Origin of the sequence: Streptomyces sp. bgisy159 (assembly GCF_965341775.1) — a bacterium.
In the GTDB taxonomy this organism is placed as follows: domain Bacteria; phylum Actinomycetota; class Actinomycetes; order Streptomycetales; family Streptomycetaceae; genus Streptomyces.
In genome coordinates, this window is the sequence record NZ_CBDQZH010000001.1 from 350337 (window position 1) to 365517 (window position 15181).

13 protein-coding genes, 1 tRNA gene and 1 other RNA gene are annotated in these 15181 nt (G+C 71.1%); 9 read left to right on the forward strand and 6 right to left on the reverse strand.

All coding sequences use genetic code 11. The features are described from left to right. The first annotated feature begins 65 nt into the window (after window positions 1-65). Window positions 66-1126, forward strand: a protein-coding gene (locus ACSLTV_RS01655; RefSeq protein WP_435611492.1) for an IS630 family transposase whose coding sequence is annotated in 2 segments (ribosomal slippage) — window positions 66-509 and window positions 512-1126 — 1059 coding nt in all. Because the reading frame shifts where the segments join, the coding sequence is not laid out codon by codon here. Window positions 1127-1131: 5 nt separating this feature from the next. Here the strand turns inward: ACSLTV_RS01655 and ACSLTV_RS01660 are convergent. Further along, complete coding sequence (locus ACSLTV_RS01660) at window positions 1132-1257, reverse strand: hypothetical protein (protein ID WP_435611493.1); 126 nt, start codon at window positions 1255-1257, stop codon at window positions 1132-1134. A 140-nt stretch (window positions 1258-1397) separates the two neighbouring features. Here ACSLTV_RS01660 and ACSLTV_RS01665 point away from each other — a divergent pair, with 140 nt between their 5' ends. Continuing rightward, window positions 1398-2663: a TerD family protein gene (locus tag ACSLTV_RS01665; RefSeq protein WP_432158371.1), complete on the forward strand. Its 1266-nt coding sequence runs from the start codon at window positions 1398-1400 to the stop codon at window positions 2661-2663. Between the two features lie 80 nt (window positions 2664-2743). On the opposite strand, the gene ACSLTV_RS01670 is transcribed toward ACSLTV_RS01665, so the two are convergent. Next, on the reverse strand, window positions 2744-3268 hold the full coding sequence (locus tag ACSLTV_RS01670; protein WP_432158372.1) for an SCO4402 family protein: 525 nt from the start codon (window positions 3266-3268) through the stop codon (window positions 2744-2746). Window positions 3269-3478: 210 nt separating this feature from the next. Between ACSLTV_RS01670 and ACSLTV_RS01675 the strand changes: the two genes are divergently transcribed. After that, window positions 3479-3793: a hypothetical protein gene (locus tag ACSLTV_RS01675; RefSeq protein ID WP_432139030.1), complete on the forward strand. Its 315-nt coding sequence runs from the start codon at window positions 3479-3481 to the stop codon at window positions 3791-3793. Window positions 3794-4243: 450 nt separating this feature from the next. On the opposite strand, the gene ACSLTV_RS01680 is transcribed toward ACSLTV_RS01675, so the two are convergent. The 3 genes from ACSLTV_RS01680 to ACSLTV_RS01690 all read right to left on the reverse strand — a co-directional run bounded on the left by ACSLTV_RS01680 (window position 4244) and on the right by ACSLTV_RS01690 (window position 5800). Further along, window positions 4244-4537: a hypothetical protein gene (locus tag ACSLTV_RS01680; RefSeq protein WP_432139031.1), complete on the reverse strand. Its 294-nt coding sequence runs from the start codon at window positions 4535-4537 to the stop codon at window positions 4244-4246. A gap of 457 nt (window positions 4538-4994) precedes the next feature. Beyond that, complete coding sequence (locus ACSLTV_RS01685; protein ID WP_432158373.1) at window positions 4995-5393, reverse strand: hypothetical protein; 399 nt, start codon at window positions 5391-5393, stop codon at window positions 4995-4997. After that, window positions 5390-5800: an ATP-binding protein gene (locus ACSLTV_RS01690; RefSeq protein ID WP_432158374.1), complete on the reverse strand. Its 411-nt coding sequence runs from the start codon at window positions 5798-5800 to the stop codon at window positions 5390-5392. The genes ACSLTV_RS01685 and ACSLTV_RS01690 overlap by 4 nt, the downstream gene beginning before the upstream one ends. 213 nt (window positions 5801-6013) lie before the next feature. On the opposite strand from ACSLTV_RS01690, the gene ACSLTV_RS01695 reads away from it, so the two are divergent. Both ACSLTV_RS01695 and ACSLTV_RS01700 read left to right on the forward strand, forming a co-directional pair. Beyond that, on the forward strand, window positions 6014-6328 hold the full coding sequence (locus tag ACSLTV_RS01695; RefSeq protein WP_432158375.1) for a putative quinol monooxygenase: 315 nt from the start codon (window positions 6014-6016) through the stop codon (window positions 6326-6328). Beyond that, window positions 6309-7547, forward strand: coding sequence for a helix-turn-helix domain-containing protein (locus tag ACSLTV_RS01700; protein WP_432158376.1), 1239 nt, complete (start codon window positions 6309-6311; stop codon window positions 7545-7547). The genes ACSLTV_RS01695 and ACSLTV_RS01700 overlap by 20 nt, the downstream gene beginning before the upstream one ends. 343 nt (window positions 7548-7890) lie before the next feature. On the opposite strand, the gene ACSLTV_RS01705 is transcribed toward ACSLTV_RS01700, so the two are convergent. Next, window positions 7891-7978 (reverse strand) — tRNA-Ser (locus tag ACSLTV_RS01705). A gap of 73 nt (window positions 7979-8051) precedes the next feature. Between ACSLTV_RS01705 and ffs the strand changes: the two genes are divergently transcribed. From ffs to ACSLTV_RS01725, 4 genes are all read left to right on the forward strand, one after another. Then, an RNA gene (gene ffs / locus ACSLTV_RS01710) (signal recognition particle sRNA small type) lies at window positions 8052-8146 on the forward strand. A 108-nt stretch (window positions 8147-8254) separates the two neighbouring features. Next, window positions 8255-10792 (forward strand): DNA polymerase III subunit gamma and tau, encoded by a 2538-nt coding sequence (locus tag ACSLTV_RS01715; RefSeq protein ID WP_435611494.1) that lies wholly within the window; start codon window positions 8255-8257, stop codon window positions 10790-10792. A gap of 129 nt (window positions 10793-10921) precedes the next feature. Continuing rightward, complete coding sequence (gene purD / locus ACSLTV_RS01720; RefSeq protein ID WP_432158386.1) at window positions 10922-12244, forward strand: phosphoribosylamine--glycine ligase; 1323 nt, start codon at window positions 10922-10924, stop codon at window positions 12242-12244. A 442-nt stretch (window positions 12245-12686) separates the two neighbouring features. Next, window positions 12687-15077, forward strand: a complete 2391-nt coding sequence (locus tag ACSLTV_RS01725; RefSeq protein WP_435611495.1) for a hypothetical protein — start codon at window positions 12687-12689, stop codon at window positions 15075-15077. Window positions 15078-15181: the final 104 nt, after the last annotated feature.

The following is a 15181-nucleotide window of genomic DNA, read 5'->3' on the forward strand; positions in this document are numbered from 1 at the left end:
TACTGACCTTCAAAGCGTGGTGTCGGCGGGCTGACGGCTCATGATCCCTGCGGTATCCCGAGTAGATGAGGTATGCCCAGGGTGGTGGCCTGACCGACGAACGCCGGGTCTTCCGTGAGCAGTTGCGGTTGGAGGCGGCCGAGCGGTTCCGGTACGGCGACGAGAACACGGTCATCGCGCACGACCTGCGTGTCAGTGTCCGGTCAGTGCAGCGCTGGCGTAAAGCCTGGTCGCAGGGCGGGCCGAGGGCCTTGGCCTCGAAGGGGCCGGCGTCGCTGCCGCTGCTGAGCGACGACCTGTTCGCCGTGCTGGAGCGTGAGCTGCTCAAGGGTCCGGTGGCACACGGCTGGCCGGACCAGACCTGGACCCTGTCACGGATCAAGACGCTGATCGGGCGCCGGTTCCACAAGAGCTACACCGTGCAAGGCGTCGCCGCCCTGCTCAAGCGGCACGGCTGGAGCTGCCAGGTTCCCGCCCGCCGCGCGATCGAGCGGGACGAGGCCGTAGTGGCCGGCTGGGTGAAGGAGACCTGGCCCCAGGTGGAATGACCGTGGCGGCGCTCGACGCCTGGCTCGTCTTCGAGGACGAAGCCGGCTTCTCGATGACGCCGCCGACCACCCGCACCTGGTCCCGCCGCGGTCACACCCCCGTCATCCGCGTCCGAGGCCGCTCTCGCCGCCGCTTATCGGTCGCCGCCCTGGCCTGCTACAAGGCCGGCGAACCTTCCCGATTGATCTACCGGCCCTGTCCCGATGCCCGGCCCGACGGACGCAAAAGCTTCTCCTGGAAGGACTACCGCGACCTCATCCAGACCGCCCACCAGCAGCTCGGCGGACCGATCGTGCTCGTCTGGGACAATCTCAACACCCACCTCACCGCCGGCATGCGCCGCTACATCGCCGATCGTGACTGGCTCACCGTCTTCCAGCTGCCGCCCTACTCACCCGACCTCAATCCGGTCGAGGGCATCTGGTCCGTGCTGCGGCGAACCACCACGGCCAACCGGGCGTTCGCCAGCCCCGATGACCTGATCACCGCCGTCCGACGCGGCCTCCGCCAACTCCAGTACCGACACGACGTCCTCGACGGCTGTTTCGCTGGCACCGGCCTGCGCAAACCACCGTGACGACATCACGCATTCAAGGTCAGTAGTGAGCCTTTTGCGGCCGTCTCGTTCGGGTAGTCGTCGCGGACCTCGGCGACCATGCGCACCGCACGGCGGCGCAGCTCAAGCGGGTAACGGGAGGGTCGTGCCATGAAATCGAGTCTCCATCCGAGCCGGGGCGGTTCACGTGATCGCCCTGGACGCACGCGCCTTAACCGCTCGACATCCGCGTTTGTCGTACACGGCCCGGTCTGAGACATCACGATGTACGTACCATCGTGAGAGGCCACCCATGACTAACGCTCTTGCCAAAGGCGGCAATGCAGTTCTGTCCGCAGCGGTCTGCCACGCCACCCTCACCTCGCCCACTACAGGCATCGACGTCTCTGCCGTTCTGCTCGGGCAGGACGGCAAGGTCCGGGGCGATGACGATCTCGTCTTCTACAACCATCCGGCGCAGGACGGGGTCGGGCTGAAAGGGCAAACGATCGTCGCGGACCTGGCCGCGGTCCCTACCACGGTCGACCGCATTGCGGTTGTCGCCAGCATCGATCCCGAACTGCGGGTCACTCACTTCGATGCGAGTAACACGCCGCACGCGGTTGTCGACTGCGGGAGCGCACGGTTCGCCTTCTCACCGCCGCCGCTCACGCATCGGGAGACGGTGGTCATCCTGATTGAGCTCTACAGACGTGCAGGCGGGTGGAAGATCAGGGCAGTTGGCCAGGGGTGGGATACAGGGTTGGCAGGGCTGGCCTCGGAATTCGGCATCGTCGTGGATGACCCAGGGCCGTCCCCAGCTCAGGACTCACGTGCGGTGAGGGCTGCCCAGACCCGGCGCGCGCCCGCTGTACCGCCGCCGCCCACATACGCGCCGCACATTCCCGCAGTGGCCGCACCAGTTCGCCAGATGACGCCGTCTCGCCCACTCGTCCCACTGGGCAAAGTTTCTCTCACGAAGGCCGGCCAGGCGACCATTGACATGCGCAAGGACGACCCAAGCCTTGTCGTGACGGCCACACTGGAGTGGAACGGGGGAAGCGCGGCCAGGCGACGAGCTGGCGCTGACCTCGACCTGTACGCCCTTTACGTTCCCAGAAGTCTCGTTACCCCACACGGTAAGCGCCCGAACAAATCGGATCAGGTCGTCTACTACCGACAGCTCGGATCGCCCTTTGCCCCGCCCTACATCGCCCTCGACGGTGACTCCCGGGTGCCCGGCCGCGAGACCATCACCATTCGGCGTCCCGACCTCCAGGGCTACGTCCTCTTGTGTGCCTACAGCGCGGTAGAGAACGGCGCCGGTTCGTTCAAGTCGTATGGGGCTCGGGCAGTCGTCACCGACGGCCGTGGCTCCACGGTGACGGTGCCGCTGTTCAACAACCGAAACCTGTCCTACTGGGTCGCCATTGCCTTGATCGACTTCACAGTTCCCGGCGGTGCCCAGATCCGGCACGTGGAGAAGTACAGCGGCAACCACGTCGAGGCCCGCCCCACGCTGTACTCCAACGGGAACTTCCGCATGAGCACCGGAAAGATCGAATTCAAGACCAGGTAGTCGATCCCGAGGCAAGGAAAGGTCCCAAAGGGTCGACGGGACCCTGACTCCCGGGCCACGGAGGCCCTCAGCTTGGGAAGCTAGGGGCGTTTAGGAGAGGTTACCGGCCTGACCTGTGGCGATGCCGTCTCGGAGCTTGGATCTCCGCCGCCCTGTTCCCCGCTGTTCCCCGTGGTTCCCCACACGATCTGGCACGGGTCTGGCACGGCCGCGTCGTCGAGCAGCACGGCAAGCTCTCTGAGGTCGTTCGCGACCATGACTTGAGCGAGGCGGCCGGCGATGGCCACGACCTCTGGCCAGACAGATGCCCGGAGATGCTCCGCGTCGGTGTCGTTGGGTGCCTCGGCCGCCGCAGCGTTGAGTGCGACACCGAGCTCTCTCATCAGGCTGACCTCTCCGTCGGTTCGAAGGCTGACGCCGAGGTATCGCTCTGGCTCGGCGGCGTCGCAGAAGTCGTCGAAGAGTGTATGGAAGACATGGTCCAGGTTTTCGAACGCCGACGGGTCAAGCCACACGTTCCGCTGCCACGGTGGATTGGCAAGCGCCAATACAACGGGTACAACGTGGGCTCGGTGGTTCGCGATGAGTCGGGCGGATTCGCTCACGAGTCCGAGCGTAGCGACCGCAGCGGATGGAGGCGTTGGCGCTCCTGGAGCACCGTTCTAGGAGTTCGATCGCTCCTCGACACTGCCGGGGAGCCGCCTGACTCCGCCAGCCGTGCAGGACCGCCCAGGAGTGCCGGCGTCCGGGTTGTTGATGTCACCTATGGATGTCAGAACGGTGCAACCGCACGCGCTCGCTGGCACGATGCTCCTGTGGTTGACCTGGAGCGCATCAAAGCGGAGAGCGTGGCGTACTTCCGATCTCTTGACGAGGGGGCCGCCCTGCGGCGCCACTTCCGCCATGCCGACGAGGACGGCGGCTTGTGGTACTTCGAGGCCGTACCCGACCGCGGTGAGTTGATCGCCATCAAGCAGGCCGAGCTGACTCCGGCCGGCCGACTACACCGGTACAGCTGGGAGCACCTGGAGGACGAGCACGGCTTCCTGACAGACCAAGGGCTCGACCCTGAGGAGGACCCGCTGGAAGCCATCCCGGCCGAAGAGTTCCAGCGAGTATGGACTCAGTGACAGAGGTGGACAACCACTTTGGGAGCGAGGTTGGGCGACTCGACCGCTGACCTGCGGAAGGACCACTCCAGCGGACGTGGGCCCCGTGGCCCGTTGGCGTCCGCCGTTCCCCGCGAGCCCCCGCTCGTTCTGGCACGGATGTGGGACGGAGAGGCTCTGGCGCGAAGCGGGAGTGCGGCGCTGGCGGTTTCGCCTGCCGGCATGGTTACGGGGATTCGCGGGCTGGGCCAAGCCGATGAGGCGCCGTCCCTCGATGGAAGACGGCGCCGTGCGGAGAGGCCGGCTTTGCTGTGTGGCCTCATCTTCATCAGGTCGATCACCGGTGGCTGACGGCGTCTATGAACTCGCCTTCGCCCTCGAATGATCGTCAGTCTGGAGCCGGGCCCGACCGCTGCTGTTCGCGCGTGTTGGTGTCAGGCGTCAGGGCACCCTTTGACAGGTCGGTTCAAGTCAGCTTGCGTTGTGGCCAGGAGCTGTGAGATCTACCCATGTCCAAGGCTTGCGGTGCCACGTACGCACTTCGCTTATGACGAGATCAATGGTCATCCCCACAGGTGGCAGCTCCTGGGCGAGTCGCTTCACTCCAGGTTCGCTCTTGCGGCGAATCAGGTCCAGTGAGGCACCGACGGGTTCGTAGTCGTTGAGTTCCGCCATGAGGCCCCACGGCTGGTGACTGGTGATCGTTGCTCGGACGGTCTCGCCCTGACGAAGCTCGCTGAGGGAACGCCTCGACTCATCTGCCATGGCGGCATCATCTCTCCTCAGCCCACCACTCTCCCCAGCTCCCATCCCGTCCGCCGTCGACCCACACTCCGTGGAGCAGGCGTGGTCCAGGGCGTCCAGGTGGAGCGCGCCACTGTACGAACGACCTGGACGCCCTGGGCCGCGTCTGCTCGACTCTGCCTGGGTCGGCGGTGGACGGGATGGGAGCTCCCCGCGCACGCCCCTACGGACCCGCAGTCGGTAGCGGCGCCCCCTCCATCCCGGTGCCGGCCGATCCCCCGCCGGAGGCATTGCCTTGACCGTGGGCCGCGCTCTGCGGTGATCGACTCATGGCCACCGGCCTGTCCATCTGTGGGCGCGCGTCGGCGCAGCGCGGGCGGAGCCGAAAGCGCGCCCGGCGGAGCGGAGCGCAGCCGGGGCTTGAACCCGTGAAGAAGGTTGTTACTCAGTCGGACACCTGAGACCAGAACGTCAGCCATCAACTGGGACTAGACACGGATACCTGGGTCGCCTGGGGCTTGAAGTCGTATGCGCATGCGGGGAGTTGAGCGCTCTGGCGGTGTGTGAGCGGCAGGAAGATCACGGGGCGGATCGTCCAGGTGATGCGGGTGTCCTCGTGGGTGACTGACACCGTGCAGGGCTCGGAGCGCAGGAGGGCTCGTCTGGTCTCGATGCGGCCGTCGTAGAGCCACTCCCATGCCGCGTCCGACGCGTCCGGGTCGAGGGCCGGGGAGATCGTGCGGAGGGTGACTGCGACCCAGCGGTCCGCCTGGGGTGCCGTGTAGGCGTCGAGGGATGCCAGCAGTGCCGGTCGTCGTTGTTCGGTGAGGTCTTCTGTCCAGCACTCGCACCAGTAGCCGCGTCGGGGCTCCGTCATCGGCACGGGTGGCCTCCCGGGCAGTCGTCTGCGTGGAGCTCCGCGGTGATGGTGCGGCCGGAGTCGTCGCCCTGGACCGTGATGTTGTCGGCGAGGGCGGCGACCATGCCGAGTCCGCGGCCGTGGGTGGCGTTGACGGACAGGTGCTGGATCTCGGGGGCGGTCTTGCTGTGTCCGGCGTCGGTCACCGTGATGGTGGTGGTCAGTTCGGAGACGGTGAGCGTGACGTGGAAGGTGCCGGTGCCGTCGCCGCTGGCGGTGTGGGTGAGGGCGTTGGTGCCGAGTTCCGTGACGATCAGTGCGGCGTCGTCGGTGTGGGGGTGGCCGTTCAGCGTGGTGTGGATCCAGTGGCGGGCGGTGCGGAGGGCCCGGGGATCTCCCGGGAAGGTGCGTTGGTGCGTGGGCATGGCGTCCTCCATGACGGTGACCTGCTGTCTTGTGCGCCGACCGGCCGGACCGGCTGACACGGACCATGCAGAGCCGTACAATTAGTACTAGCACCGTACCGAATGTGCGCGTACTGGGAGTGCGGGATCGTACTTTTCGTGCGGGCAGTCGGCGCATAGCGTTCGCCGGGTGGTCCGGTGCTGGCCTGGATGTCGATGGAGAGAGGACCTCGCATGTTCGGACTGATGGTGCGTTTCACCTGCAAGGACGAGGCGTCGGCGGCTGCCTTCGATGCCCTGGTCGCGCGGACCGGGGAGCTGATCCGGGCGAACGAGCCCGGAACGGTGATCTACACGGTCCACCGTGTTGACGGGCGTCCGCTGGAGCGGATCTTCTACGAGCTGTACCGGGACAAGGACGCCTTCGAGGAGCACGAGTCGAAGGACTACGTGTGCGCCTTCCTCTCCGAGCGGGACCAGTACCTTGCGGCGAAAGAGGTCGACCGTCTGGACTTCATGTCCGGCAAGGGTGTGGACGTTGAGCACTGAGTATCAGAAGGCACTGGGCCGCAAGATCGCCTTCCATCGCAAGCGACGCGGACTCTCGCAGAAGGAGTTCGCCGGCCTGCTGGAGCGTTCCGAGGCGTGGGTGTCCCAGGTCGAGCGGGGCGTGCGGCGCATCGACCGGATGACCGTGCTGGAAAAGGTCGCCGAGGTGCTGGAAGTGCCGATCGCCGAGCTGGCGGCCGAGGCCCCCATCGTGGCGTCGGTGACCGAAGGGGAGTCTCCGGGGGCCAGCCGACTGCGGCTCGTGCTGAGTTCCGCGCACTCGCTCAAGGCCACCCTCGGCCGGCAGGACACGTCCCCTGATGTGCCGGCGCTTCGCGCCGAGGTCGACCATGCCTGGTCGCTGACGCACCAGGGCAACTACGCCGACCTGGCCGAGCTGCTCGAAGGGCTCGTTCCCCGGCTGGAGTCGGCCACCCGGTCGGTTCCCGAGGCGGACCGACCCGAGCTGTTCCGGCTCCTGGCGGTCATGTACCACACGTGCAGTGGCGCGCTCGCGAACATGGGCGAGCCCGAGGCGGCCTGGATCGCCGTGGACCGTGCCGTTGTCGCTGCGGAGCGGGCGAATGATCCGCTGCTCATGGCGGCCGGTGAGTTTCGGCTCTCGATCGTCTTCCTCGGCGCGCGGCACTTCGAGCAGGCGGCCCAGGCATCGGGCAGTGCGGCTGACGCACTGCGGCCTCTGGCTGACTCCGGTCAGGTTGAGGCCGTGGCGCTGCGTGGTGCACTGACCTTGCAACGGGCAGTCGCCGCCGCCCGGTTGAACCTGGCGGACGAGGCGTACGGCTACCTCCGCGACGCTCGCGCCATGGCCGCACAGGTCGGCGACGGGCGCAATGACTACAACACCGAATTCGGGCCCACCAACGTCGGCCTGCACGAGGTCGCTGTCGCAGTCGACCTCGGAGACGCCGGCGTTGCCCTTCGGGCCGCCCAGTCGGTCGACGCGTCCGGGCTGTCCTCGGAGCGTCAGACACGGTTCCAGATCGACGTGGCCAGGGCCTACGCCCAACGCCGTCAGGTTGCTGACGCCGTATCAGCGCTGGTGAAGGCGCGGGCACTGTCATCCGAGATGGTCCGCTCCCTGCCGATGGTCAAGCAACTCGTGGCGGACCTGCTGACCATGAGCCGGCCGCCCTCCGAGGACCTGCGAGCCCTCGCGGGCGAGTTGGGCGTACACGAAGTGCGGGCTAACATCTGAAGTACTAGTCCGTGCTGAGGGTATGGGTTGCTGTGGTTGGTGTCGGCACACTCCTTCGCCGGCGGAGTTGGCGTGCGGGCATGCGAGCGGACCGGAGCAGGAAGGTGGACCTGCGCCGGTACGTGAGCGGAAAGGGCCACAGAGGGCACATGCGGCCTGAGCGGGAGGCGGCCCGCTCAGGCCGTGCACGTCGCTGGAACGCTGCTGCGGAAAGTCGCCCAGCAGGTCGGCGACGCTCTCTGGGAGCCGCCGAAGACGAACTGAGACGGAAACCGAGACGGACAACGTCGAAGGGCCCCACCGCGAACGGTGGGGCCCTTCGACATCGTGCCCGGTGAGGCACTGGCGGAGGATACGAGATTCGAACTCGTGAGGGGTTGCCCCCAACACGCTTTCCAAGCGTGCGCCCTAGGCCTCTAGGCGAATCCTCCGCCGGAAACATTACATGACCGAGGGGAGTGCTCGCGAACTCGTTCCTCGGGGCTCGGATCAGGTAACCTGTGCGGAGCCCCTCACGCGGCGCTATCTGACTGAACTCCCCCAGGGCCGGAAGGCAGCAAGGGTAGGTCGGCTCTGGCGGGTGCGTGGGGGGCGTTCGCGTTCCCGGGTGCGGATCGGGAGTGGCTCGGGTAGTGGCCCGGGGAATGGCCCGGGAGTGGATCTTGGGGCGGCCCGGTTTGTCGGTGGGCGCCTATAACCTCGTAGGCGTGTCGTCTCTCGCGCTGTACCGCCGCTATCGCCCGGAGTCGTTCGCCGAGGTCATCGGGCAGGAGCATGTCACCGACCCGTTGCAGCAGGCGCTGCGGAACAACCGGGTCAATCACGCGTACCTGTTCAGCGGTCCGCGCGGCTGCGGCAAGACGACCAGCGCCCGCATCCTCGCCCGGTGCCTGAACTGCGAGCAGGGCCCCACGCCGACCCCGTGCGGCGAGTGCGAGTCCTGCCGTGACCTCGCCCGGAACGGGCCCGGCTCCATCGACGTCATCGAGATCGACGCCGCATCGCACGGTGGTGTGGACGACGCCCGTGACCTGCGCGAAAAGGCGTTCTTCGGGCCCGCCCGGTCCCGGTACAAGATCTACATCATCGACGAGGCCCACATGGTCACGTCGGCCGGTTTCAACGCGCTCCTGAAGGTCGTCGAGGAGCCGCCGGAGCACCTCAAGTTCATCTTCGCCACCACGGAGCCCGAGAAGGTCATCGGGACCATCCGGTCGCGGACCCACCACTACCCGTTCCGGCTGGTGCCGCCGGGCACGCTGCGCGACTACCTCGGCGAGGTGTGCGCCAAGGAGGACATCCCCGTCGAGGAGGGCGTGCTGCCGCTCGTCGTGCGGGCCGGTGCCGGATCCGTGCGTGACTCCATGTCCGTCATGGACCAGCTGCTCGCCGGCGCCGGGGCGGACGGTGTGACATACGCCATGGCCACCTCGCTCCTCGGGTACACCGACGGATCGCTCCTCGACTCCGTCGTCGAGGCCTTCGCCACCGGGGACGGTGCCGCCGCCTTCGAGGTCGTCGACCGCGTCATCGAGGGGGGCAACGACCCCCGCCGGTTCGTCGCCGACCTGCTGGAGCGGCTGCGCGACCTCGTGATCCTCGCCGCCGTGCCCGATGCCGCCGAGAAGGGACTCATCGACGCCCCGGCCGACGTCATCGAGCGGATGCAGGCCCAGGCCGGGGTCTTCGGCGCCGCCGAGCTCAGCCGCGCCGCCGACCTCGTCAACGAGGGCCTCACCGAGATGCGCGGCGCCAATTCGCCCCGCCTCCAGCTCGAACTCATCTGCGCGCGCGTGCTCCTCCCCGCCGCCTACGGCGACGAGCGTTCCGTCATGGCCCGCCTCGACCGCATCGAGCGTGGCGTGAACTTCTCGGCGGCCCCCGCCGGCCTGCCGTCCATGGGATACGCACCCGGGCCGGACGCCCACGCCGGTCGCCCGGACGTCCAAGGGGGCCCCGGCGCGGCTGCCGCCGCCATCCCCGCGGGCGGCGGCCCGGCGGCCGCCCGCGCGGCGGTCCGGGGCGCGGCGCCCAGTGGTCCGGCATCCGACGGCCCCGGACACCCCGGCCACGGCCCCGGTGGCGCTACGGCGTCCAGCCCGGCCGGGTCCGGTACGGTGCCCGCCGGCACCGGCGTACCCGGCCAGCCGCCCGCCCAGCCCGCTCAGCCCGCCGCCGGCACCGGCGTACCCACCCAGCCTCCCGCCGGACCGGCCACGCCCGCCGCCCCGGCCCCCGCTCCCGTGACGGCGCAGGCTCCCGCTTCCCCGCCCACCCAGGCCGGGACACCCGCGGCCTCCACCTCGTCCCCCGCCCCCGCCTCCGCCCCCGGCGCCTGGCCCACGGCCGCCCCCGCCGGCAGTGGGCGGCGGCCCGGCGGCTGGCCCACGGCCGCTCCGCCCGGCGGTGGGGCCCGGCCCGCGTCGCGTCCCGCAGCCCCGTCGCAGCCCGTGTCCGCCCCGGCCGCCCAGTCCCCGCAGAGCACACAGAACGCCCCCGCAGCGTCCCAAGCCGCTGCCGCCGCGCCCGGCGCCTACGCGCCCCCCGTCGGCGGGCTCGACCCCCGTTCCCTCTGGCCGAACATCCTGGAGGCCGTCAAGAACCGCCGCCGCTTCACCTGGATTCTGCTCAGCCAGAACGCCCAGGTCGTCGGCTTCGACGGCACCACCCTCCAGCTCGGCTTCGTCAATGCGGGCGCCCGCGACAACTTCGCCGGCAGCGGCAGCGAGGACGTCCTGCGGCAGGCGCTCGTCGAGCAGTTCAACGTGCACTGGAAGATCGACGCGATCGTCGACCCGTCCGGCAGCGGCGCCGGCGGTTCCGGCTTCTCCGGGGCCCCCGCCGCCTCCGGCCCCGGCGGCGCCCCGGGCGGCTACGGCAGCGGGAGCGGCGGCCCGGCGGGCCCGTCCGGTCACGGTGGCGTGCCCGGCTACGGCAGCCCGTCCGGTCACGGCGGCGCGTCCGCCCAGGCCGCACCTTCGCCCACCGGGTCCGGCGCCTCCCAGGCCGCCCCGGCCGGTGCCGCCCATCACGCGCCGGCTTCTCCCGCTCCACCGGGCCACTCCCGGAACCCGGCTCCGGCAGCCGCCGCCCCGTCGCGGCCGACCGCCCCGGAGCCCGTCGCCCTCGAGGACGACATCCCGGAGGACGACGATCCCGACCTCAACGAGTCGGCCCTCTCCGGTCACGACCTGATCGTGCGGGAGCTCGGCGCGACGGTGGTCGAGGAGTACACCAACGAATAGCCGCACCCGCGCCCGGCCCGTCCGGGGACCCGCTCGACCCCGGCCCGCCAACCGGGCTGCCGGTGCGGGGCCGGTTGTAGGAACACACAGTCCTGCGAGCCCCCTCCGCTCAGCGGTTACGCTGACTCCGTGAACGTCCTCGTCATCGGCAGCGGCGCCCGCGAACACGCCCTGTGCCGCTCCCTGTCCCTCGACCCCGCCGTCACCGCGCTGCACTGCGCGCCCGGCAACGCCGGCATCGCCGAGGTCGCCGAGCTGCACCGGGTGGACGCCCTCGACGGCTCCGCCGTTGCCGCGCTCGCCCAGGAGCTGGACGCCCAGCTGGTGGTCGTAGGCCCCGAGGCGCCGCTGGTCGCCGGGGTCGCCGACGCCGTGCGCGCGGCGGGCATCCCGGTCTTCGGCCCGTCCGGGCAGGCCGCGCAGCTGGAGGGCTCCAAGGCGTTCGCGAAGGACGTGATGGCCGGCGCCGGCGTGCCCACGGCACGTTCGTACGTCTGCACGACGACGGAGGAGGTCGCCGAGGCCCTGGACGCGTTCGGCGCGCCGTACGTCGTCAAGGACGACGGCCTGGCCGCCGGCAAGGGCGTCGTCGTCACCTCCGACCTGGACGTGGCCAAGGCCCACGCGGCGGCCTGCATCGGGACGCCTCCCGCGGCGTCTTCCGCGGCGTCATCCGGGTCGTCTTCTGCGGCGTCCGAGCAGCGGGGGAGGGTGGTCGTCGAGGAGTACCTGGACGGTCCGGAGGTCTCCCTCTTCGCGATCACCGACGGCGAGACCGTCGTCCCGCTGCAGCCCGCCCAGGACTTCAAGCGGGCGCTGGACGACGACGAGGGCCCGAACACCGGCGGCATGGGGGCGTACTCCCCGCTGCCGTGGGCCGATCCGAAGCTGGTGGACGAGGTCCTGCAGACGGTGCTGCAGCCGACCGTCGACGAGATGCGCCGCCGCGGCACCCCGTTCTCGGGCCTCCTCTACGCCGGTCTGGCGATCACCTCGCGCGGTGTCCGGGTCATCGAGTTCAACGCCCGCTTCGGCGACCCCGAGACGCAGGTGGTCCTGGCCCGCCTGAAGACCCCGCTGGCGGGTGTCCTGCTGGCCGCGGCCAACGGCACCCTCGCCGACCTGGAGCCCCTGCGCTGGAGCGACGACGCGGCCGTCACCGTCGTCGTCGCCTCGCACAACTACCCGGGGACCCCGCGCACCGGTGACCCGATCACCGGCCTCGACGAGGTCGCGGCCGAGGACGCCCCGCACGCGTACGTCCTGCACGCCGGCACCAAGCGCGCCGGTGACACGATCGTCAGCGCGGGCGGCCGCGTCCTGTCCGTGACGGCGACCGGCACGGACCTGACCCAGGCCCGCGAGCGGGCGTACGAGGCGGTGGGCCGCATCGGTCTGGACGGCTCCCAGCACCGTACGGACATCGCGGCGAAGGCCGCGGCGGGAGCGTAAAACACGCGACCGCCGCCGGCTGCCAGTCGGCTCGACCGCCGCCGGCCAGTCGGCTCGACCGGTCGTCGGTCCGGTGGGCTCGGTCGCCGTCGACTCGGCAGACCCGACCGCCGCCCGCCCGGTGGGGCCGGCGCCGGGCGCTCCCTGCGCCGGGCGCTCCCGATGAACCCCGCAGGCCCCGGACCCGTCCTAGGATCCGGGGCCTGATCCTTGCCTACTGTCACCCACCTCTGACCAAAGCCATTCCATCGAGTGAGCGCTCCCCCATCCGGCTGACGGGGACGAAGGTGCCAACTAGGGTGCCGCGCAAGCGTTCCGGCACTTGGCCCCATCGGCATTGCGATGTCAGAGGCGAGTGCCACAGTGGGGGAGTGAGCAAGACCAGGACAGGCGTCGGCACCGCGCGTGCCGCCAGGACCGCGGGGAGGGGGTGGGACAGACCATGACAGGTATGAGCAGCGAGGTGGGCGCGCAGGCCGCGCGCGCCCGTGCGCTCGCCGTGCTCCGCGTCCGCGGGCGCGCGCTGGGCGTCGCACTGCTGCCCGCCGCCGCGGCCGTGATCCTGTTCACCGGCGGCTCCACCCAGCACCTGGTGGGCCCCGCCTGGGACCGCGCCCGCTGGGCGGTCGGCGTCCTGGCGATCCTCGTCCTGCTCGCCGCGGCGGTCGTCGCCGTGGTCGTCGCCCGCGCCCGTCCGGCCGTCAGCCCGACCGTGCCGATCGCCGAGGACGCGGCGCCGGACCTGTACCGGATGGTGCGCGATCTCGCCGACCGCCTCGCCGTGCCCGCGCCGTCCGCCATAGCGCTCACCCCGGACTGCGACAGCTGGCTGGAGGACCGCACCCATCCGGCCCACGCTGCGCCGCCGCACGAGGCGCACGAGGCGAGCGAGGAGACGGCCGGTGCCGGCCGCGTGGGCCGTCACCTGCACCGTCGTACGCCGGCGGCGCCCGTCCTCGTCATCGGCTCCCCGTTCCTGTGGTGGATGCGGGTGGGCGAGCTGCGCGCCGTCCTCGCCCCGGTCGTCGCCGGTACGGGTCCCTCGGTGCACCCCGACATAGCGGCGGCCCGGCGCTTCGTGCGCGGTCTGGACGCCGCGGTGGCCGCCTCCGCCGACCGAGGCCGGTGTCCCGCCTTCCGGCTGGTCTGCGCGGGCGTCGGCTGGGTGGCCCGGCTGATGCTGCGGGCCTGCCGGGGGCACGCCGCCGAGATGGAGCGGGGCGTGGCCGCAGCGGCCGCCGAACGCGCCCAGACGGTGGACTACGGGCTGCGGATCGTCGCCCAGGAGCAGGTGGGCCTGGCGTACGCGGGCTGGGACCGGCTGCTGACCCGGGTCGCGCTGCCGGCCTGGCGGATGGGCCGCTGGCCCTCCCGGCTGGACGCGGGCGTCGTCGCGGCGCTCACCGAGCTGTCCCGGCGCGACCGGCTGGCCGAGGGCTTCGCCTCCCGGCTCGGCGAGCGGCCGGCCTGCGACCTCCTGGAGGAGCCGGGCGCGGTCGATGAGGCGACCTCCCTGCTCGCCGCCCGCCTCTTCCACGGCGGCCCCGCCGGGGCGGGTCCGGAATGGTCCCCGGTCGACTGGTCCGAATACCCGGAGGAGGTCGTGGACCGCAAGTGGCGTACGGACGCGGCTCGCCTCCACCGCGTCCTGGACACCCTGACCCCCGGCGAGCCGGCCCCGGCGCGTCCGCCGCACCGGGCGACCGAACGGTCACCTCGGTCCGCGGCACCGATTCCGGCGGCGCCCGCGGCCTCCACCTCGGAGCCTCCTGCCGCCGCCCCCACCCTGGCCCGAGTCCTGGACCACCTCACGGCCACGCACTCCTCGCAGGTCGAAGAGGCTTCCCCGGCTGACCGCCCCGGCACAGCGGAGAGCGCTGCCCACCCCTCCGCCCACCCCGCCCCCGTGCGCCCCGCCCCCACTCAGGACGGTCTCGTCACCGGCATCCCCACAGACCTCCCTGCCGCCGCCCGCCCCTCCGCAGCCCCGTCCACCGGCCCGACCGGCGCCCCGTCCACCGGCCCGACCGCCGCCCCGGCAGGCGATCCGACCACCGACCCCACCGGCGACCCGTCCACGGGCCCGTCCGACGGTCTGACCGCCGACGCACGGGGCGACCTGACCGCCGACGCGCCCACCGACGACCTGACCGACGACCTGACCGACGACCTGACCGACCCCCTCTCCGCCGCCGACCCGGACGGCCCCGACCTGCCTCCCGCCACCGCCGCCCTGGCCGCCCGCCTCGCCGCCGAGCTGGCCCGCGAGGAGGCGGCGGCTCCCGAAGCCGCAACGGGACCCGCCACCGCCGACGGCCCGGCCACCCCCGGACAGGAATCGGGACACGGAACCGGACCCGGCGCCGGGCAGGCAACCGAACACGGCGCCGGGCACCCACCCGGAAACGGCGCCGACCAGACACCCGGACGCGGAACCGGCCCCGCCACCCCCGCCCTCCCCGCCACTCCTGCTCTCCCCGCCGCCACCGCCACCCCCGGCCCCCCGGGACCTCCGCCCGCCCAGCCCGGCCCCGCCCCGGCCCTCTGGGACGACGCCGCGCTCCCCCTCTTCCCGCTCCTGCCCCCGCGCACCGACCGCGAGCTGCTCGCCGACCACGTCACCGCGATGGTCTGCTGCGCCGCGATGGACACCGCCGGGGCGGCCCCCGGACTGGACTGGCTCGACGGCCCGGCACTGCTCGTCAACGGCGAGCGGACCGGTGACCTCGCCCCGCGGGTGCTCAGCCTGATCGAGGACGGCGACCCGGGGCCCCTGCGCGGCTGGCTGGCCGAGCTGGGGATACGGCCGGACAAACCGGTGCGACTCGTCTGACCCGGCGCCCCACCGCCGGAATTCAGCACTCCACTTTTGGTCAATTCGCAACGAATAGTGACAGCACGCGTGCGTTATGTGATGTGCTGGGACCGGATCGCGCC

Excerpts from the sequence above, each read along its gene's own strand:
- ACSLTV_RS01660 (WP_435611493.1), bottom strand. The coding sequence starts at position 1,257 with ATGGCACGACCCTCCCGTTACCCGCTTGAGCTGCGCCGCCGTGCGGTG.
- ACSLTV_RS01665 (WP_432158371.1), top strand. The coding sequence starts at position 1,398 with ATGACTAACGCTCTTGCCAAAGGCGGCAATGCAGTTCTGTCCGCAGCG.
- ACSLTV_RS01680 (WP_432139031.1), bottom strand. The coding sequence starts at position 4,537 with ATGGCAGATGAGTCGAGGCGTTCCCTCAGCGAGCTTCGTCAGGGCGAG.
- ACSLTV_RS01685 (WP_432158373.1), bottom strand. The coding sequence starts at position 5,393 with ATGACGGAGCCCCGACGCGGCTACTGGTGCGAGTGCTGGACAGAAGAC.
- ACSLTV_RS01690 (WP_432158374.1), bottom strand. The coding sequence starts at position 5,800 with ATGCCCACGCACCAACGCACCTTCCCGGGAGATCCCCGGGCCCTCCGC.
- ACSLTV_RS01695 (WP_432158375.1), top strand. The coding sequence starts at position 6,014 with ATGTTCGGACTGATGGTGCGTTTCACCTGCAAGGACGAGGCGTCGGCG.
- ACSLTV_RS01725 (WP_435611495.1), top strand. The coding sequence starts at position 12,687 with ATGACAGGTATGAGCAGCGAGGTGGGCGCGCAGGCCGCGCGCGCCCGT.